Here is a 19,996-nt window from a genome sequence, read left to right as displayed (position 1 = left end):
GCGTCAGCCGTTGGCCAGGGCCTTGACCTGCTCGGCAATCGGCACGGGCAGGGTCAGCTGCGCGCACAGCCCGCCGCCTTCGCGGTTGTACAGCACCAGCGAGCCTTGCAGCGACAGCGCCAGCTGCTGGGAAATCGCCAGGCCCAGCCCGGTGCCACCGGTGTCGCGGTTGCGTGAGCTTTCCAGACGATAGAACGGCTTGAGCACGTCGGCCAGCAGCGCCTCGGGGATCCCGGGGCCACGGTCGAGAATGGCGATGGCCAGGCTGCCGGCGGCGGGCCGGTGCACGGCGATCTCGACGTCGCTGGCGTACTTCAGGGCATTGTCCACCAGGTTCACCAGCAGCCGGCGCAGGGCATGGGGACGGGCGTCGAGCACGGCGTCGCGGGGCATGTCGAGACTGACCTGCTTGCCGGTGTCGAGGTAGTCGAACACCAGGCTCTGCAAGAATGCCCGCACATCGATGCGCCGGCTCGTCTCGGTCGAGCTGTCCATGCTGCGGGCATAGGCCACGCCTTCCTGGACCAGGTGCTGCATCTCGCTGAGGTCGCTCCACAGCTTGTCCTTCTCCACCGAGTCGTCCATCAGCTCAGCGCGCAGCTTCATCCGCGTGATGGGCGTCTGCAGGTCGTGGGAAATGGCGGCCAGCAGCTGCATGCGCTCCTTCACATGGGCGGCGATGCGCGTCTGCAGGGTGTTGAAGGCCACTGCCGCGTAGGCCACTTCGACCGGGCCTGATTCGTCCAGGCGTGCGCCGCCGCCGTTGGGGTCGAGGGTGTCGACCGCCTTCGACAGGTGCGTCAACGGGCGAATGGCGGTGCGCACCGCCAGCCAGGTACAGCCCAGCAGCAGCAACAGTTGCCCGGCCAGCACCACCGGCAGCCAGGGTGACAGCGGCGAGATCTTGGGGCGCACGTCGATGGTCAGCGGGCTGCCGTCGTGCAGGCGCAGGTGCGCCTGGTAGTGCGGGCGAAAATCCACCAGCTGGGTGTAGTGCAGGTTGTACTCGCGGCCCAGTGTCGCTTCCATCGAACGTACGAATTCGGGGGGCGAAGCCATGTCCAGCGGCGTGCCGGGTTGGCCTTCGTCCAGTTGATAGCGGTAGTTGGGGTGTACGAAGCGCGGCAGCCAGGCCTTGCGCTCGTCGGCCGGCAGGCGTTCGAGCACCGCCACGGTGGTGGTCAGGTCCTGTTCCAGGTTGCCCAGCATCAGGGTCTTGGCGCTTTGGTAACGTTCGTAGAACTGCAGGCCGAACGACAGGCCGTGGGCGCTCACCAGGCTCAGCAGAAAGATCAGCGACAGCTGCGAAGCCAGCGTGCGCGGCCAGCGCAGGGCCTTCATGCCGGCTCCCCGAGGATCTGCACGGCGAAGGAGAACACGTAGCCTTCGCTGCGCACGGTCTTGACGTAGGCCGGGTCGCGGGCGTCGTCGCCCAGGCGCTGGCGCAGGCGGCTGACCAGCAGGTCGATGGAACGGTCGAACAGGTCGGCGTCGCGGCCCTGGGTCAGGTTGAGCAACTGGTCACGGCTGAGCACCCGCTGCGGGTGGTCGACGAACACCCGCAGCAGGCGATATTCGGCACCGCTCAGGGCGACCACGGTGTCGTCGCGGTCGAGCAGGTGGCGCGCGGTGGTGTCCAGCCGCCAGTCGCCGAACGCCAGCAGCCGGCCCGCTTCGCTGACCACCAGGTTGGGCGGCAGCATGCGTGTGCGGCGCAGCACCGCGTTGATCCGCGCCAGCAGCTCGCGGGCGGCGAAGGGTTTGACCAGGTAGTCGTCGGCGCCCATTTCCAGGCCGATGATGCGGTCGGTTTCTTCATTGCGGGCGGTGAGCATCAACACCGGCGTGGTCTTGTGCTTGCCGGCGCGTAGTTCGCGGCACAGCACCAGGCCGTCATCGCCGGGCATCATGATGTCGAGCACGATCAGGTCGACGCGGTTGGCTTCGAGAAAGCTGCGCATCTGCCTGCCGTCGGCCATCAGCGAGGCGCGCAGGCCGTTCTTGCGCAGGTAGTTGCCCACCAGTTCCCTGATCTCGCGGTCGTCGTCGACGATCAGGATGTGATCCATGTGTTCCATCTGCCCCACCTTCGTGCTTCCAGAGGCGCACACTTGTAGCGCTGGCGGCGGCGGGGCGCCATTACATCAAGGTGTCGGTCCGGCCTGCGCCACGCTGAAGGTGGCTGCGAGGTTGCCGTGGGTCGCCTTGGCATAGGGGCAGTTGTGCCGGGCGGCGTCGATCAGCACCTCGGCCAACTCTGGTTCGATGCCGGGCAGGGCAATGGCGAAATGCGCGCGCAGGAAAAAGCCCTGTTCGGCGTGCAGCAGCTCGACCTGGGCATCCACCGCGGCGGTGGCAGGGAAGGGGACCTTGCGGGCGTTGCAGGCATGGCGCAGGGCGCCGAGGAACGAGGCAGACCAGCACACGGCGAACAGTTGTTCAGGGTTGCTGCCATCGGCCGGCACGCCGGGGGGCGACAGGGTGACGTCAAGGCGCCCGTCATCGCTGCGCCCGACGCCATCGCGGCCACCTTTGGTGTGGGTGCGGGCGCTGTAGAGGACTTTTTCGACATTCAGCATGGGTGATTCTCGTGATCCTTGCTCTGGCCTTTAGCCTGAGGGGGCACGGGGGGGAGGGCCCGTTATCTGCTGTTAGCTGTTATTAGGGGGGATTGTGCGGGGGTTGAGGCAAATATTGTTTCCATAGGAAATCCAGAGCCTCCTGTGCATCCTCGTCATCATGCTCGGTCACTAAGAATCGCAAAACTTCAGCGATCGCCACCATTTCTTCATTTTTCAAGCCTGTAATCTCAAAGTAATCGTCATCTTTAGCATACATAAGAAGTCTAGATGGGAAGTCTAAGGTCACAACATCCCCTTCGTAGTAACTCTCGGTGGTAAGTAATAAGTATGCAGGGAGGTAGTAGTTTCTGCCTTTGGGTGACATGAATGTTAGGCAGGCAGAGCCATCTCCAGAATAGTCGGTCTGGAGCTTTTCTAATGTGATCTCCCACCAAGGCTTTCCTTTGAAGAAATCTCTGATTCTGATGGGTTCTATGTACTTCGTGTTGATTATTTCTTCTGCTGGTGGCGGAGGTTTATTTCCAAATGCACGCTCTACCTTTAGTCTGATTTCGATTTGGCTCTTGTTTAGCGTATTCTTTCCTCGCATTTTGCTGCTGCCTCCCACGCCTTGATGGATTCATTACGGTGCCCGCGATTACCGCCAGCATAACACCGGTTATTAATTGCTTCGCGCGCGTTGCCGCATTGGATATTTATTTCTTTGCGGAGAGCGGCTTCGATCGGATCTGTAGCGGCGGTGCAGCGTCTTGGTTGACCTTTACATGCCTTTTCTACTTCATCTTGCATGCGCTGCTGTTCTCCAGGCGAGCAGTTTCCTGGTGGTTTCAAATTTGCAGCAAACGGGCTAACTTTTCGGCCTGCGTCGTCAAACAAAGTCTCTTGCTCAGCGGGCGTATCTCCAGGAGCGCTGACGATAGCACCTACCGCTACGACCGCAGCCACAGTGCCTACAACAGCCCCTACGCCACATCCAACTGGCCCGCCCCATGCGCCGACTACACAGCCTGCAGCGGGATTCAGGCCAAGGGCATCAACATAGGTCAGAGGGTTACCGGCCGCATAGCCATAAACATTCAACCCACCCGCGAGTCCTATCGGGTCGACCGAGAGGAAGCGCCCCTGCTTGGGTTCATAGTAACGGTAGCGATTGTAGTGAAGCCCCGTTTCGCGGTCTTGATACTGACCTTGGAAGCGAATCGGGTTCTCTAGTCCATTGAGCCTCGCATCCTCCCTCTGTTCTTCTCGCACTTCCCCCCACGCCTTGTACTGCCCTGCCCACACAACAGCGCCTTGTCGATCCGTCAGCTCCAACGGCGTACCCAGGTGATCGCAGTGGAACCAGGCAATGGCATCGAAGTCCCGCGACTTGATCTCCGTATGCCAAAGCGGATCACTGTCAAAGTCATAATCGCGCCCGGTCCAGTCAGGCTGCTTCTGCAACCGCACCGGTCGCTGATACATCGCCTGCGCCACGGGCACGAAACTGCCAGGCTCGTAAAAGTAGTGCACGGTTCGCCCCGTGTCGCCCTCATCCCGCGCAGGCGAACTTTCCCAGGCGAGTGTTTCGCCATCCCAGCCGAACAACGTCAGGCCGCAATGCAACTTACGCTGTCGCTTGGCCCGTTGCATCTCGTTCCAGCCGGTCCCTGCTTCGGGCTTGTTCCAGTAGTGGGCGACCGAGTTTTTGTGCAGCCGTCGCCCGAGGGCGTCGTAACTGAAATCGACCGTAAGCTTGTCATCGGTGTAACTCACCAGGCGGTTGTACAGATCCCAGGTGAAATGGGCCTGCACGCCATCCCTCAAGCGACGCACAAGGTTGCCGCGTTCATCGTACTGATAGTGACTGCCGGCGTATTCGCGCAGCCGGTTGTCCATGATCTTTTGATGCCGAGCATCCTGCTCCAGTGGGCGGTTGAGTTGCCGGGTTTCGTCCAGCAGGTTGCCGGCCGGGTCGAAGGCGAAGACTTCTTCGCCCAGGCGGCTGTTGGCCTGCAGCAGGCGACCGAGTGGGTCATAGCGATAGTGCAGATTGCCTCGGCGGGTGTCCTTGATATCCGTCAGTTGTCCGACGGTGTCGTAGCCGTAATCGCGTTTCAGCAGGGTCGACTTGCCGTCGTAGCTGGCGAGCCATTGCGCTTCGGGTCGCCCCGTGGAGGTCCAGCGCTGTGTGTGCATGAGGTGGTTACCCTGATGGCGCACCACCTCGCGATGCAGGTCGTCACGCTCGTAGGCCAGCATTTCGTGCTGGTCGAGCATCATGCCCAGCAGGTGGCCGCTGCCGTAGGTCAGCCAGCTGACGCGGTGGCCGTCCGGGCGGACGGTGGCAATGCGCTGGTTCAGGGCGTCGTATTCGTGCTGCCAGATCGCAACCAACGGGTTAGTGGTGAGCAGGTAATGCTGGTGCTCGCGGGTCAGGTTGCCGGCTTCATCGTAGAACCATTGCACCTTGCTCGCCGCATTGAGCGCCTGGATCAGCTGGCCGTTGCCGTCGTAGGCAAAACGTTCGATCTGCCGCTGATCTCCCTGGCTGGCGGTGCGCTCGACCAATCGCCCCATGGCGTCGAAACGCAGGTCGATGCGGCGCTGGCCGACCTGGGTACTGGCCAGGCGACCTTTGTGCGGGTCGTAATGGTAGGTCGTGCTCAGGCCATCGAAGCCGGTTTCTTCCAGCCGACGGCCCACCGCGTCGTACACGAAGCGGGCGCGGCTGCCGTTCTGGTTGGTCATGCCGACCAGGCGGCCGCGCCGGTCCCAGTGATAGCTGACCGAGTGCTCGAGCGCGTCGATCCGTTCGGCCAATAGCCCGGCCGCGGTGTAACTCCAGGTTGTACGCCGATCCAGCCCATCGACATGGGCCAGCAACCGGCCTTCGGCATCGCGCTCGAAGCGCTCTTCGGTCTGGTCGGGGTGGGTGACCTTGGCCAGTTGGCCGGCCTTGTAGGCGTACTGGATCTGCTCGCCCAGGGCATTGGTAGCCTGGACCAGGCGACCCAGCTCGTCATAGGCCCACTGGCTGGTCTTGCCGGAACAGTCGGTGTATTCGAGCAACTGCCCGGCTGCGTTGTAGGCCAGCTTTTTCTCGTTGCCGTTGGCGTCCTTGATCGCCTTCAACAGGCCGGTGGAGGTATAGGCGAACTCGGTCTTGTTGCCCAGCGGGTCGAGCGTTTCCACCAGGTTGCCGACGTCATCGTAGTCGCGCCGCCACAGGCCGCCTTCGGCATCGAGCACCTTGATCAGCTGGTCTTTGTCGTCATAGGCGTAGTGCACCACGCTGTGGTCGGGGCGAATATGTTGCAGGCGGTTGCTGCGCGCGTCGTAGGTGTAGCGGTCCTGGCTGCCGTCGGCGTGCAGGTGGCGGATGACGTTCTTGCGGTTGTCGCGGAACAGCCATTCGGAGCGGTCGTCGGCGTGGTGGATGCGGTAGGTGTAGCCCTCGGCGTCGTAGTAATGGTGGGTCTGGGCGCCGTAGGCGTCGGTCACGGTGGTCAGGCGGATGTGCCTGTCCCACTTGAGCCGGGTTTCGAAGCTGCCGTCGTCGGCCCATTCGCGGATGGCTCTGGCCTGTGGGCCGCTGCCGTCCCATTCGAGGTTGAAGCCGCGCTCGGTGCGGTCGGTGTAGCGAGTGATCAGGTGGCGCTGGTACTGGTAGCGCTAGGCGGCGCCGTTCTCGTCCTGGGCGGCGATCAGGTCGCCCTGGTCATCGTAGTGATACCCGCACAGCTGGCGCAGCGGTTTGCCGTCGACCACCTGCCACAGGCCCTGAATGTGGCCATGGTCGTCGAGCAGGGTGCCCAGTTGCAGGTGGACCTTGTTCGGGTCGTCGTCGAAGTAGGTGTTGATGTCCGACAGCACCGGCTGGTCGTGGTGGCGGTGCTCGTAAAGCAGCATTGCGCCGGCGCCGCTGCGCAGCTTGATGTGGGTCAGGTAGAAGCGCTCGCGATGGCGGGCGTAGGTTTCCTGGCGGTCGAGGCCGCGCAGCAGCACCAGTTGTTGCTCGCCGGTACGGACCAGGGTGAGGTCCTCGATGGCGTCGTGGTGCGGCTTGCCCGTTTTCGGCAGCGGGAAATCGTGGCTGCGGCCGTCCATGTCGTGCAGCACCAGGCCCTTGCCGAGCACATCGATGCAGGTGGTGAACTCGGTGAGCCAGCGTGCGCCGAGGCTGCTGCTGTCCAGTGCGGCCAGGCGTGAGTTGTAGACCCGTGACCATTGCACGGGGAAGGGACCGGGGAGGCTGAAATCGGTGTGCTGCAGGGTCTCGCTGCCAAGGGCGAAGTCGATGCTGTTGCAGGTGCCGGTCGGTGCGCCGTTCTTGCACGGGTTGGCGGCCTGGGTGACGGGCGCCTGTTCCTTCTGGGTTTCCAGCTTGCCCTGCGCAAGCTGGTGGCGGACGCGGGTCGTGGTGCCGACCTTGACGTTGAACGTGACCACCTGCGGGTTGCGTACCCGCCATTGCTCGACGCTGCTGGCGAGGGTCTGGCGCAGGGCTTCGATCGAACTCGGGCTGCGGGCATCGCCGAGCTTGAGAATCGCGGCACCGACCTGCGGCGCCAGCAGGCGCAGCTGGGCCACCTGGGCGGTGATTTCGGCCTTGGCTGCGTCACTGAGTAACGGGCTGACGTCAGCTCGGGTCAGACCCTTGGAAGCGCTGAAGGCCGCGTTCAAGTAGTTGCCAATCGTCGTCAGCGGATCGTGGATCAGCAGGTGGCCGCTTGCGCCGCCAGACTTGGCACGCACACCGGAAGCCAGCGCCTCCATGCCGCTGGCAAGGTCGAGGATCAGCTGTTCGCCAAGAATGGCCGCGTCGTTCAGCGCAGCGTTGAGCTTGCCCGCCGACTGGCTGACGAAGTTGTCGATGCTGCCGGCGATGTCGGTATTGAGGTGCGCCGCTATCAGTTCGACCAGCGCGTCGTCGAGCAGCTGTTTGCGTTCCTGGCGCACGATGAACAGCATTGGCCGCAGGGCCATGCGCGCGGCGGCTTCGTCGGCGGGTGCAGTGATCAGGCCGATCAGGTTGATGGCGTAGTCGGCGCAGGCCGCCGGGCTCGGATTACGTGCCAGTTGCACGATATCGCCCAAGGCATCGACCAGGGCGATGATGTTGCCCGCCACGGGTAGGTTGCCGGCAACGCCCTTGAGGCGTTCGAGGGTGACAAAGCCGGCACTGGTTTCGCGCAGCCAGGCATCGAACAGGGCGGCGCCGCGGCCGGCGTCTTTGGGCTGGATTTCTGCCAGTGGGGTTACTGCAAGTCGAGGGGGATGAATGCTTGTGTTTGCTGAAGTATCCAAAAGGGCCATGAGACCTCTCAGTCGCTGCATCTGACGAATCGCTGCTTCCGCAGTGCGGGAGAAAGCAGCCGTGACTGCGCTGCAGGCGATTTCCAGCAAGCACGAAAAGGCGGAAATGGCTGCTAGCAGATGGCCGTGAAGATACGAGCGGAATTCATCAAGGTATGTAGGACGCAAGGCGACACGATGCGTAGGAAAAGTTACCAGGGCTCGACTGGCCAGGGGTCGCTATCGATACCTAGGTATGCTGTTGGACTGGTTTGGCGAGTGCTATCACTGGAGGGGTATCACGGGTTAGCCACCTTATTCAGAGAGAGAACCGACATGCTCCTGCACCGATCGACCTGGGTTGAAACCGAACGCTTCCTGCAACGCAGCCGCACCATCGTCATCCCCATCGGCTCCAACGAGCAGCACGGCCCGACCGGGCTGCTGGGCACCGACTGGATGTGCCCGGAGATCATCGCGGTCGAGGCGCAGAACAACGCCGACATCCTTGTCGCGCCGACCTTCAACATCGGCATGGCCCAGCACCACCTGGGCTTCCCCGGCACCATCACGCTCAGGCCCTCGACCTTCATTGCCGCGATCACCGACTGGATCCGCTCGCTGGCGGCCCATGGTTTCGAGAAGATCCTCTTTCTCAATGGCCATGGCGGCAACGTCGCCTCGATCGAGGCGGCGTTCTCGGAGATCTATGCCGAGGCCAGTTTCGCCCGGCGCCCGGCGGGGTTCGCGCTGAAGCTGTGCAACTGGTGGGACCTGGACGGGGTGGAGGCGCTGGCCAAGGAGCAGTTCCCCACGGGGCACGGCATCCATGCCACACCGTCGGAGATTGCCGTGACCCAGTGGGCGTACCCGGAGAGCATCAAGACCGCGGAGTATTCGCCGCAGGTCGCCAACTGGGGGCCGATTCGCGAGGCGCAGGATTTTCGTGCACGGCACCCGGATGGACGGATGGGCTCGGACCCGGCCCAGGCTTCGCCGGAGAAGGGGCGGCAGTTGGTGATGATGGCGGCGCAGGGGTTGCTCAAGGCGGTGGATGCGTTCAGCAGCGAGAGCCGACCGGGGTGATGGCTTTGTAGCGGATGGCACCGGCTTGCACGGCTCGCCCCACCCGTGCCGGTGTTCGCGGGTCTTGCACGGTCTGCGTAGGAGCGAGCGTTGCTCGCGATGGGCTGCCACGCAGCCCCGGCGTTACTGGCTGCGAAGCTGAGAACCTGGGGCCGCTGCGCGCCCCATCGCGAGCAAGGCTCGCTCCTACGGAGGGGCAGGCTGAGCGATGCATTGATAGCATGCTAAGCAGTTGTTATGGTGCACGCTTGCGTGCCAAACCAATAACAATTCATGCCTGGATGCTCCGATATGCCTGCTTGCAAGTTCCTGCTGCCCCCTGTGTCGCTTTCCACCCTGTGCCTGGCCATGCTGGCATTTGCCGGCAATGCCCACGGCCAGGCCAGCCCGCTGGAGGCGCAGGCATTTGCCGGCGCCGCCCAGGTCGAACGACAGATGATCGCCTGGCGCCGCGACATCCATCAGCATCCGGAACTCGGCGAGCAGGAAACCCGTACCGCCAAGCTGGTTGCCGATCACCTGCGCAAGCTCGGCCTGGAAGTACATACCGGTGTCGGCCGCACCGGCGTGGTCGGCATCCTCGACGGCGGCAAGCCTGGCGCCACCGTGGCCCTGCGCGCCGACATGGACGCCTTGCCGGTCAAGGAGCCGGCCGGGCTGCCGTTCGCCTCGACGGCGCGTGGTATGTACCACGGCGACGAGGTCGACGTGATGCATGCCTGCGGCCATGACACCCACACGGCCATGCTGATGGCCACGGCGCAGATCCTGGCGGGCATGCGCGAGCAGTTGCCGGGCAAGGTCATGTTCATCTTCCAGCCGGCCGAAGAGGGTTCGAGCCTGGTCAAGGGTGGCGAAGGGCGCCGCTGGGGGGCGCAGTTGATGCTGCAGGAAGGCCTGTTCGACACCCTCAAGCCCGACGCGGTGTTCGCCGTGCACGTGATGCCTGGGCCGTCGGGTCAACTGAGCTGGCGCCCGGGCGCGACCACCGCCAGCAGCGACGACCTGAGCATCACGGTCACCGGCAGGCAGGGCCATGGCGGCATGCCCTGGAACACCGTCGACCCGATCGTCACCTCGGCCCAGGTGATCACCGGCCTGCAGACGGTGGTCAGTCGCCGCGCCAACCTCACCCAGTCGCCGGCGGTGGTCACCGTGGGCATGGTGCACGGCGGCAGTGCACCGAACATCGTCCCGCAGAGCGTCGACATGCAGGGCACCATCCGCACCTATGACCCGGGCGTGCGCGCGCAGGTGGCCGAGGACGTGAAGCTGACCTCGGAGAAGATCGCCGAAAGCGCCGGGGCCACGGCCAAGGTGTCGATCGTTCCGGGGTACGACGTGACGCTCAACGATGCCGAACTGATCAGGCGGATGACGCCGACGCTGGAGCGCGCCGCCCAGGGCAAGGTGGCGACCTCGCCGCTGATTGGCGCCTCGGAGGACTTTTCGTTCTACGCTGGCAAGGTGCCGGGGCTGTTCTTCTATCTCGGCGTCACGCCAGCGGGGCAAGACCCGGCCAAGGCGGCGCCGAACCACAACCCCGGGTTCTTCGTCGACGAAAGTGCGCTGGTTGTCGGGGCGCGAGCGATGTCGGGCCTGGCGGTGGACTTCCTGGAGCAGCGGGCGGCCGCTGATCGCTGACACACTTCGGCGAGCTTGCTACCCGGCTCCGGCACAATGTGTGGCATGCTGCTCGCCGTTGCGAGTATCAGCAACGTTTGCCAAAGGTAACCCCGTCATGACCCAAGCCACCGACCAGGCCTTCTACGACCGCGCCGACGCGCATATCGACCTGGCCAACCAGCAGATCGAACAACGTGAAGACCTGGGCAAGGTCAGCGCCTCGATGACCTTCGCCGCCAGCCGTTTCAATGCCTGGATGAGTGCCCGCACGTTCAAGTCCGGGCCGGAAATGGCCGCGGCGCGGGACGAGCTCGTCAAGTACTTCTGCGAGCAGTACCGGATGATGCTGGAAGACAACCTCGACGAGCACATCGAGCACTTCGACCGTTACATGCTCGGCAAGGAAGGCTGAGGGCCCCGCCATGAGTGCCCCAGGCTTTCCTGGCCTGCCCTCGCTCAACGCGCTGCGCGTGTTCGAGGTGGTGGCGCGGCACCTGAACTTCCGCCTGGCCGCCGAAGAGCTTGGCGTCACCCAGGCGGCCGTTGCCCAGCAGATCCGCGGGCTGGAAGCCAGCCTGGGGATTCGCCTGTTCGAGCGCCTGGCCCGTGGCCTGGGCCTGACCGATGCCGGGCGCGCCTACAGCACCAGCGTGCGCAGCGCCTTGATGATGATCGACGAGGCCACCCGCCTGCTGCGCCCGGAACCGTCGCACCTGACGGTCAGCGTGACCCCGACCCTGGCCTCGAAGTGGCTGATTCCCAAGCTTGGCCACTTTGCCGACCAGCACCCGGACATCGACCTGCAGGTACTGGCCACCGACCGGCTGTCGCACTTCCACACCGACGGCGTCGACCTCGCCGTACGCCATGGCCACCCGCCCTTCGGCGCGGGCCTGAATGCCGAACTGCTGATGGAACAACGCATCGTTGCGGTAGCGAGCCCGACATTGTTGGCAGCGCAGGGCACGCCCCTGGGTTTTGCCGACTTGCAGGGATTTGTCGCGCTGCACGATGCGCACAACTTCTGGCCCCAGTTCACTGCCGCCGTATTCCCCGGGCACCCCCTGGCGACGTCGCGCAACCTGCGCTTCAACCAGACGTCGCTGGCCATCGAGGCCGCCGTGGGCGGGCAGGGCATCACCCTGGCCAGCCATGCCTTCGTCAAGGACGATATCGCCGCCGGCCGGTTGGTGCAGGTGTTCGCCCGGCACCTGCAGCTGGACAAGGCGTTCTACCTGGTCTGGCCGCGCAAGGCGCAGCAGTCGGCCGCTTTGCAGCAGGTGATCGACTGGCTCAAGGCCCAGGCAGGCGAAAGTTTATCTACTGGCTAGGCAAAGCCTGGCTACCTCCCTCGACGGCCAGTCGACTGCTAGTGTGATCTCACTTGCACACGTGTGTAGCGATCATCGAAGGAGGCAACATGTCTGTAGAAAAAGTGGCGATCATCACCGCCGGTGGCAGCGGCATGGGCGCGGCAGCGGCACGGCGTCTGGCCGCGGACGGCTTCAAGGTCGGCATCCTGTCGTCCTCGGGCAAAGGCGAGGCGCTGGCGGTGGAGCTCGGCGGCATCGGCGTGACCGGCAGCAACCAGTCGGTCGCCGACCTGCAACGGCTGGTGGACGCGGTCATCGAGAAATGGGGGCGCATCGACGTGCTGGTCAACAGCGCCGGCCATGGCCCGCGCGCACCGATTCTGGAGATCAGCGACGAGGACTGGCACAAGGGCATGGACACCTACCTGCTCAACGTCATCCGCCCGACCCGCCTGGTCACGCCCTACATGCAGCGGCAGAAGGGCGGGGTTGTGATCAATATTTCCACGGCCTGGGCCTTTGAACCGAGCGACATGTTCCCGACTTCGGCGGTGTTCCGCGCGGGCCTGGCGGCGTTCAGCAAGATCTACGCCGACACCTATGCGGCCGACAACGTGCGCATCAACAATGTGCTGCCCGGCTGGATCGACAGCCTGCCCGCCACCGAGCAACGCCGCGACAGCGTGCCGCTCAAGCGCTACGGCACCAGCGAGGAGATCGCCGCGACCATCGCCTTCCTCGCCAGTGACGGCGCGGCGTACATCACCGGGCAGAACATCAAGGTCGATGGCGGGATCACCCGCAGCATCTGACCGAAGTAGACGGCCCTCCTGCCTTGCACAATGCTGAAAGATGGCATGGCTCCTTGTGGGAGCGGGTTCACCCGCGAAGAAGACACCGCGGTGTATGGCACGGGCTTCGCCCGTATTCGCGGCGGTTCGACGCCTCGACAAGCCCGCTCCCACAGGGATTCGCGCCAGCTTTCAGAAATTGAGCAAGACAGTTGCTCCCACAGGCGCGCATCCAGGTGCTTGGTGTAGTGCTACTCCGCTGCCTCGGCCACGCCCTGGTCTTCGCCCAGGAAACCACCGCTCTGGTGCTGCCACAGCCGCGCATAGGTACCGTTCTTTTCCAGCAACTCGCTGTGGGTGCCTTGCTCGATGATGCGGCCCTCGTCCATGACGATCAGCCGGTCCATCGCCGCGATGGTCGACAGGCGGTGGGCGATGGCGATCACGGTCTTGCCCTGCATCATCTCGTCGAGGCTTTCCTGAATGGCGATTTCGACCTCCGAGTCGAGTGCGCTGGTGGCTTCGTCGAGCAGCAGGATCGGCGCGTTCTTGAGCATCACCCGGGCAATGGCGATGCGCTGGCGCTGGCCGCCGGAGAGCTTGATGCCGCGCTCGCCGACCAGGGTGTCGTAACCGCTGTGGCCCTGGCGGTCGCTCAGTTGCTGGATGAAACCATCGGCCTGCGCGTTGACCGCCGCGCGGCGGATCTGCGCATCGGTCGCGTCGGGGCGGCCGTAGGCGATGTTGTCGCGGATCGAGCGGTGCAGCAGCGAGGTGTCCTGGGTGACCATGCCGATGGCGCTGCGCAGGCTGTCCTGGGTCACCTTGGCGACATTCTGCCCGTCGATGCGGATGGCGCCGCTGTCGACGTCGTAGAAGCGCAGCAGCAGGTTGATCAGCGTCGACTTGCCTGCGCCCGAGCGGCCCACCAGCCCGACCTTCTCGCCGGGGCGGATGCTCAGGTTCAGGCCGTCGAGCACCTGGCGCTCGCCGTTGTAGTTGAAGCTGACGTTGTCGAAGGTCACCGCGCCGCCGCGGGTCTCGAGCACGCCGGCACCTGGTGCGTCCTGTACCTTGGGGCCCTGGGTCAGGGTGGCCATGCCGTCCTGCACGGTGCCGATGTTCTCGAACAGCGAGGTCATCTGCCACATGATCCAGTGCGACATGCCATTGATGCGCAGGGCCATGGCGGTGATCGCTGCCACCGCCCCGGTGCCGATGTCACCCTGGTGCCAGAGCCACAGCGCGTAGCCGCCGGCGCCCATGATCAGGGCCGCGACCAGTGCCTGGTTGACGATCTCGAACTGGCTCACCAGGCGCATCTGGCGCAAACCGGTCTGCTTGAAGTCTTCCATCGCCGCGCGGGCGAACTGGGCTTCGCGCCTGGAATGAGAGAACAGCTTGACCGTGGTGATGTTGGTGTAGGCGTCCGACACCCGCCCGGTCATCGACGAGCGTGCATGGGCCTGCTCCTGGCCGACCTTGCCCAGGCGCGGTACGAAGTACAGCATGGTCAGCCCGAACAGCACGATCCAGGCAAGGAACGGCAGCATCAGTTTCGACGCGAAGCCGCCGGCCAGGGCGATGATCGCGACGAAGTACACGCCGATCCCGGGAGCGATTTCGATCAGGGTGAACAGCACGTCGCGCACGGCCAGTGCCGTCTGCATCACCTTGGTGGTGACCCGGCCGGAGAATTCGTCGGAAAAGAACGACAGGCTCTGGCGCAGCATCAGCCGGTGGAAGTCCCAGCGCAGGCGCAGTGGCAGGTTGATCGCCAGCACCTGGTGCTGCATCAGGGTGCGCAACGCCACCAGCACCACGCTGGCCACCAGCACCAGGCCGATGCTCCACAGCACGCGGCGCTCCTCGTCTCCGACCACGCCGCCGGCTTGCCAGCCGGCGAGCAGGTCGACCACCTGGCCGAGGAACGAAAACAGCCAGGCCTCGTAGATCGACACGCCTGCGCTGAACAGCGCCAGCGCCAGGATATAGCCACGTGCGCCGCGGGTGCAGGCCCACAGGAAGCGCAGCAGGCCCATGGGCGGTGGCGGTGCCTCGTCGGGCGGGAAGGGGTCGAGCCAGCGTTCAAAGGCACGGAACATGGAGTTCTCCGAAAAAGGCAGTGACAGCGATTCTGCCATCGTTGGGCGACTGCGGGGGCATGACGTTGTGACCGTCGCTTGCCTTGGAGGTGCCGATGGCGTTGCGGTTGCAGACGCTGATGTCGTGGTCATTTACCATGGGGCGGATTTTCCTTTCCTGGAGCTTGCCCATGAGCCGTACCCATTTCCGCCAGCCTCGGGTCCAAGACGCTGAGCGTTGCTATGCCATCGAAATCGGCGCCTACGAGGGCGACGAAGCCGCCACGCTGGAAAAGATCCGCACCCGCATCGCCCAGTACCCGCAAGGTTTCCTGCTGCTCGAAGGGCCGGAAGGCATCGTCGGGTTCATCAACAGTGGCTGCGCCCACGAGGTGGTGATGTCCGATGAAGCCTTCAAGGAATTGGTCGGCCATGACCCGGCGGCGCCCAACGTGGTGATCATGTCGGTGGTGGTGGACACCGCCCACCAGGGCATGGGCTATGCCAAGCGGCTGATGAACGAGTTCATCGCACGCATGAAGGGGCAGGGCAAGCAGAGCATTCACCTGATGTGCAAGGAGCAGCATGTCGAGCTGTACCGCAGGATGGGGTATCAGTATGTGCGGCCATCGCCTTCGGAGCATGGTGGGATGGCTTGGCATGAGATGGTCATGAGTCTTTGATCTGGGCTTGGAAACCGGGCGCCGCTCGCGCGGCGCATCGCGAGCAAGGCTCGCTCCTACGGGGGGGGGGGCAGATCTTTTTACGGACTCTTTACGGCGGCGCTGGTGCTCTGACCGGATAATGACCGCGCGATGCTCAGGGATGGCATGCGTATCCACCTGTCAGTCCAGAGAAGCCATTTCGTGAGCCAGTCCGCCGTCGCCACACATCCACCCCAATCCAGTAAATCCTCCGCGGTCGGCCTGCTGGTCGCGGCCGTCGGCGTCGTCTACGGCGACATCGGCACCAGCCCGTTGTACACCCTCAAGGAAGTGTTCGCCGGGCATTACGGCGTGCAGGCCAACAGCGCCGGCGTGCTGGGCGTGCTGTCGCTGGTGCTGTGGTCGCTGCTGTGGGTGGTATCGCTCAAGTACGTGCTGTTCATCCTGCGCGCCGACAACCAGGGCGAGGGCGGGATCATGGCCTTGACCGCACTGGCGCACCGGGCTGCGGCGCCCTACAAACGCCTGAGCAGGGGGCTTGTGCTGCTGGGCCTGTTCGGCGCTGCGCTGTTCTATGGCGACAGCATGATCACCCCGGCAGTCTCGGTGCTGTCGGCGGTCGAAGGGCTGCAACTGGCCTTCGACGGTATAGACCATTGGGTCGTGCCGCTGGCGGTGGTGTTGCTGGTGGCGCTGTTCCTGATCCAGAGGCACGGTACAGCGCGCATCGGCATTCTCTTCGGGCCGATCATGGTGCTGTGGTTCGTGGTGCTCGGTGCCTTGGGCATCCATGGCATCGCCCAGCATCCCGAGGTACTGCAGGCGCTCAGCCCGGCCTGGGCGGTGAAGTTCTTCGTACTGCACCCGGGCATGGGCGTGGCCATCCTCGGCGCCGTGGTGCTGGCGCTGACCGGCGCCGAGGCGCTGTATGCCGACATGGGGCACTTCGGCCGCAAACCCATTGCCCGGGCGTGGTTTCTGCTGGTGCTGCCGGGCCTGGTGCTGAACTACTTCGGCCAGGGCGCGCTGATCCTCGGCAACCCGGAGGCGGTGCGCAACCCGTTCTACCTGCTGGCGCCCGAGTGGGCCTTGCTGCCGATGATCGGGTTGGCCACGCTGGCCACCATCATCGCCTCCCAGGCAGTGATCTCCGGGGCGTTCTCCATGACCCGCCAGGCCATCCAGCTCGGCTACGTGCCACGCATGTTCATCCAGCACACCTCCAGCGAGGAGCAGGGGCAGATCTATGTCGGCATGGTCAACTGGGCGCTGATGGTCGGCGTGCTGCTGCTGGTGATCGGCTTCGAATCGTCCGGCGCGCTGGCGGCGGCCTACGGCGTGGCCGTGACCGGCACCATGCTGATCACCACGCTGCTGGCCTCGGCGGTGGTGCTGCTGCTGTGGAAGTCGCCACGCTGGCTGGCGGTGCCGATACTGCTGGCGTTGCTGCTGGTGGACAGCCTGTACTTCGCCGCCAACGCGCCGAAAATCTTCCAGGGCGGTGCCTTCCCGGTGATTGCCGCGGTGGCGCTGTTCGTGCTGATGACCACCTGGAAGCGCGGGCGCAAGATCATCGTCGAGCGGCTGGACGAGAGTGCGCTGCCGCTGGAGCTGTTCATTGCAAGCCTGCAGGCGCAGCCGCCGCACCGGGTCAACGGCACGGCAGTGTTCCTTTCGGCGCGGCCCGAGGCGGTACCCCATGCGCTGCTGCACAACCTCTTGCACAACCAGGTGCTGCACGAGCAGGTGGTGCTGCTGACGGTGGTGTTCGAGGATGAGCCGCGGGTCAGTGCCGGCAGGCGCTTCGAGGTGGAGAGCTTTGGCGACGGGTTCTTCCGGGTGAGCCTGCACTTCGGCTTCATGGAAGAACCGGACGTGCCGCTGGCACTGAGCCGTTGTCCGCATGCCGACCTCGAGTTCGGCGCGATGCGTACCACCTACTTCCTCAGCCGCGAAACGGTCATTGCCGGCAAGCAGAAGGGCATGGCGCGCTGGCGCGAGCACCTGTTCGCATTCCTTTTGAAGAATGCCAACAGCAACCTGAAGTACTTCAAGCTGCCGTTGAACCGGGTCATCGAACTGGGCACCCAGGTCGAGATGTGAAGCGCCGGGGCGCGCGTTTTCAGATCACCCTGAAGCCATGGGTGCCGTCGCGTTCGAGTTGCGCGATCAGGCCGAATTCCCAGTCCAGGTAGCCCTGCATCGCCTCACGCGGGTTGTCCGTGCCCTCGTAGGGGCGTCGGTAGCGATCGCTGCGCGGCACGGCCAAGTGCGTTTCACCGCTTTGCAGCGGTTGCCCGGCGGCGATCCAGCCAGCGGTACCACCCTCGAGCAGGTACACCGGGGTGCGGGTCAGGGCCTGCAGGTCGCGGGCGGCGAAACGCGCCAGCAGGCTGCTGCCGCAGGTCAGCACGTAGCGTCGGGCCTCGGGCAGGTGCTCCAGGGCTTCGGCCAGCTGGGCACGGATGGCCCAGTGGGCACCGGGGATGTGGCGCTTGACGTAGTTGGCGCTGGTGGTGAAATCGAGCAGCACGGTGCCGTCTTCATCCAGCCATGTGGCCAATTGCTCGACGCTGATCTCGCTGGCGGCAGGCAAGGCCGGCAGCGGCGCCTGCCATTCGCCGGTGGCGCTGAGGTCTGCCGGCGCCACGCCGTCGAGCACCGCTACCTGCCAGCCCATCTGCGCCAGCCACGAGGCACTCATGTTGGCGCGTACGCCATCGTCGTCCACCAGCACGATGCGCGCACCGCGCACGCTGGCGACATGGTCGGTTTCCTGTACCAGTTGCCCGCCGGGTACCGAGCGACTGCCTGGCAGGTGCGCGGCGCTGTATTCCTCTGGCGTGCGCACATCGAACAGGTAGGTGGTACGCGATTCATCTGCCTGCCATTGCGCCAGCCCGTCACGGTCCAGGCGCAGCACCCCGGCGCGCTCGGCCACGGCAAGGGCCTGGCGTGCGGCATTGGCCCGGGTACCGGCGCCGACCTCGGCGAAGCGCCGCGCCTGGCCGTGGGCCAGTTGCTGGCCGGCCAGGGTCCAGCCGATGGTGCCGTTGCGCAGCGCCGCCACCGGGTTGGGGATGCCCGCGTTGACCAGCGACTGGGTGCCGATGATGCTGCGGGTGCGCCCGGCGCAGTTGACGATCACCCGGGTGGCAGGGTCCGGCGCCAGTTCGGCCACGCGCAGCACCAGTTCGGCGCCCGGCACGCTGATGCCGCCGGGGATGCTCATGGTCTGGTACTCGTCGAAGCGGCGGGCATCGAGCACCACCACGTTGGCGTGGTCATCCAGCAGCGCCTGCACCTGTTCGGCGGCCAGCGACGGCGTGTGACGCACGCTTTCCACCAGTTCGCCGAAGGCCTTGCTTGGCACGTTGACGTCGCGGAACAGCTCGCCACCGGCGGCGCGCCAGCCGGCGAGCCCGCCATCGAGCACGGCGACATCGCTGTAGCCCAGCGCCAGCAGGCGCTGCGCGGCCACGGCGGCCAGCCCCTCGCCGTCGTCGTAGACGGTGACGGCGGTGTCACGCCGGGGCACCCGGGCGAACACTTCCAGCTCTAGTTTCGACAGCGGGATGTTGGCGGCGAACAAGGGGTGGTCCTGGGCGAAAGGGTCTTCTTCGCGCACGTCGATCAGGGCCAGTTCCTCCCGGGCCAGCAGGGCGCGGCGGATGTCTTGGTAATGGCGAGTGGTGACGGAGCTCATGGGGCAGGGTTCTCTTTGGACAGGTCCCAGATGTTGGGCAGGCGGGTATTGGAGTAGCCGGAGATGAATGGCTTTTCGCTGCCGTCCACGGCGTACACCGCGCGCTTGACCGCGCCGATGTTGCCGCCGTAGACGTGAATGCTGATCGACACCTGGTCGGCGAAGGCATTGCTGACCTGATGGATGTCGCCGATGCGCGGTGACACCGCTTCCACCTGGCCCGGCACCAGGCGCACCGCCGGGCCCTGAGGCAACAGCGCACCCTGGGCATCGCGTACGAAACCCTGCGCCACCTCGGCGCCGCGCAGCATGCCGATCAGGCCCCAGACCCGGTGGTCATGCACCGGCGTCTGCTGCCCCGGCCCCCAGACGAAGCTCACCACCGAAAAGCGCTGGCGCGAGTCGCAATGCAACAGGTACTGCTGGTAGCGCTGCGGGTCGGGCTGGGCGAGGTCGTGCGGCAGCCAGTCGTCGTGGGCGACCAGCTCGGCCAGCAGAAGCTGGCCGCGGTCGAGCAGGGCCGCTTCGTCGGGCTGCTGGTCGAGCAGTGCGGCGAGGCGGTCGATGAAATGGCGCAAGCGCTCCGGGCGCAGGTTCTGGGTCATGGATCAGGCTCGGCTTTCGGGTTTGAGTAAACCCTAGCAAATCCCTTTTCTATTCTCAAAATGCAAAATATTCATAAGCTAATATGCAAATAATGCATTTACATGCGAGGCGTTCTGTTTTGAAATGGCGCCAGCCAAAGGCATGAGGTTATGCCTAATGCGCATTTCACAGTCCGACGAATAACTTTTAAATTCTAAGAAATAGAAAATTAATGCCTTAGGGCTATAACCAAACCTTGGACGAGACCGCACGCGCGGATC

Annotated in this window: 14 protein-coding genes and 2 pseudogenes; 7 read left to right on the top strand and 9 right to left on the bottom strand. The window is 64.6% G+C overall.

Features of this window, described 5'->3' with window-relative positions; genetic code table 11:
* Positions 1-3: 3 nt before the first annotated feature.
* The 6 genes and pseudogenes from ACIP21_RS08980 to ACIP21_RS08955 form a co-directional block, all read right to left on the bottom strand.
* A complete protein-coding gene (locus ACIP21_RS08980) occupies positions 4-1,341 on the bottom strand; it encodes a sensor histidine kinase (RefSeq protein WP_400686537.1) in 1,338 nt (445 codons plus the stop codon).
* Positions 1,338-2,078, bottom strand: a complete 741-nt coding sequence (locus ACIP21_RS08975; protein ID WP_400686535.1) for a response regulator — start codon at positions 2,076-2,078, stop codon at positions 1,338-1,340. The genes ACIP21_RS08980 and ACIP21_RS08975 overlap by 4 nt, the downstream gene beginning before the upstream one ends.
* Before the next feature lie 66 nt (positions 2,079-2,144).
* Positions 2,145-2,579, bottom strand: coding sequence for an Ohr family peroxiredoxin (locus tag ACIP21_RS08970; RefSeq protein ID WP_400686534.1), 435 nt, complete (start codon positions 2,577-2,579; stop codon positions 2,145-2,147).
* Between the two features lie 82 nt (positions 2,580-2,661).
* Entirely contained in the window at positions 2,662-3,171 is a 510-nt protein-coding gene (locus tag ACIP21_RS08965) for a DUF6714 family protein (RefSeq protein ID WP_400686532.1), read from the bottom strand.
* Positions 3,150-3,344, bottom strand: a pseudogene (locus ACIP21_RS08960) (hypothetical protein); the annotation flags it as partial. The pseudogene ACIP21_RS08960 and the gene ACIP21_RS08965, both read right to left, overlap by 22 nt.
* Before the next feature lie 258 nt (positions 3,345-3,602).
* Positions 3,603-7,880, bottom strand: a pseudogene (locus ACIP21_RS08955) (RHS repeat-associated core domain-containing protein); the annotation flags it as partial.
* Between the two features lie 315 nt (positions 7,881-8,195).
* Here ACIP21_RS08955 and ACIP21_RS08950 point away from each other — a divergent pair.
* The 5 genes from ACIP21_RS08950 to ACIP21_RS08930 all read left to right on the top strand — a co-directional run bounded on the left by ACIP21_RS08950 (position 8,196) and on the right by ACIP21_RS08930 (position 12,696).
* Positions 8,196-8,945, top strand: coding sequence for a creatininase family protein (locus tag ACIP21_RS08950; RefSeq protein ID WP_400686530.1), 750 nt, complete (start codon positions 8,196-8,198; stop codon positions 8,943-8,945).
* Between the two features lie 291 nt (positions 8,946-9,236).
* Entirely contained in the window at positions 9,237-10,589 is a 1,353-nt protein-coding gene (locus ACIP21_RS08945; protein WP_400686529.1) for an amidohydrolase, read from the top strand.
* Between the two features lie 97 nt (positions 10,590-10,686).
* Positions 10,687-10,983 carry a DUF3144 domain-containing protein gene (locus ACIP21_RS08940; RefSeq protein ID WP_400686527.1) on the top strand — a complete coding sequence of 99 codons (297 nt, stop codon included), beginning with the start codon at positions 10,687-10,689 and terminating at the stop codon, positions 10,981-10,983.
* 10 nt (positions 10,984-10,993) lie between these two features.
* Complete coding sequence (locus tag ACIP21_RS08935; protein ID WP_400686525.1) at positions 10,994-11,902, top strand: LysR substrate-binding domain-containing protein; 909 nt, start codon at positions 10,994-10,996, stop codon at positions 11,900-11,902.
* An 89-nt stretch (positions 11,903-11,991) separates the two neighbouring features.
* Complete coding sequence (locus tag ACIP21_RS08930) at positions 11,992-12,696, top strand: SDR family oxidoreductase (protein ID WP_400686523.1); 705 nt, start codon at positions 11,992-11,994, stop codon at positions 12,694-12,696.
* Positions 12,697-12,926: 230 nt separating this feature from the next.
* On the opposite strand, the gene ACIP21_RS08925 is transcribed toward ACIP21_RS08930, so the two are convergent.
* A complete protein-coding gene (locus ACIP21_RS08925; RefSeq protein ID WP_400686521.1) occupies positions 12,927-14,780 on the bottom strand; it encodes an ABC transporter ATP-binding protein in 1,854 nt (617 codons plus the stop codon).
* 170 nt (positions 14,781-14,950) lie between these two features.
* On the opposite strand from ACIP21_RS08925, the gene ACIP21_RS08920 reads away from it, so the two are divergent.
* Together ACIP21_RS08920 and ACIP21_RS08915 are read left to right on the top strand one after the other, a co-directional pair.
* Positions 14,951-15,442: a GNAT family N-acetyltransferase gene (locus ACIP21_RS08920; RefSeq protein WP_400686519.1), complete on the top strand. Its 492-nt coding sequence runs from the start codon at positions 14,951-14,953 to the stop codon at positions 15,440-15,442.
* A gap of 147 nt (positions 15,443-15,589) precedes the next feature.
* Positions 15,590-17,527, top strand: coding sequence for a potassium transporter Kup (locus tag ACIP21_RS08915; protein ID WP_400686517.1), 1,938 nt, complete (start codon positions 15,590-15,592; stop codon positions 17,525-17,527).
* Between the two features lie 19 nt (positions 17,528-17,546).
* Here ACIP21_RS08915 and ACIP21_RS08910 read toward each other — a convergent pair whose 3' ends face one another.
* A complete protein-coding gene (locus tag ACIP21_RS08910) occupies positions 17,547-19,130 on the bottom strand; it encodes a rhodanese-related sulfurtransferase (RefSeq protein WP_400686515.1) in 1,584 nt (527 codons plus the stop codon).
* Entirely contained in the window at positions 19,127-19,735 is a 609-nt protein-coding gene (locus ACIP21_RS08905) for a cysteine dioxygenase (RefSeq protein WP_400686514.1), read from the bottom strand. Before ACIP21_RS08905 ends, ACIP21_RS08910 begins: the two co-directional genes overlap by 4 nt.
* Positions 19,736-19,996 lie beyond the last annotated feature (261 nt).

It is taken from the genome of Pseudomonas sp. NPDC089401 (assembly GCF_044749485.1).
In the GTDB taxonomy this organism is placed as follows: Bacteria; Pseudomonadota; Gammaproteobacteria; order Pseudomonadales; family Pseudomonadaceae; genus Aquipseudomonas.
Note: the sequence above shows the minus strand (reverse complement) of the source record. Positions and strands in the feature narration are given on the sequence as shown.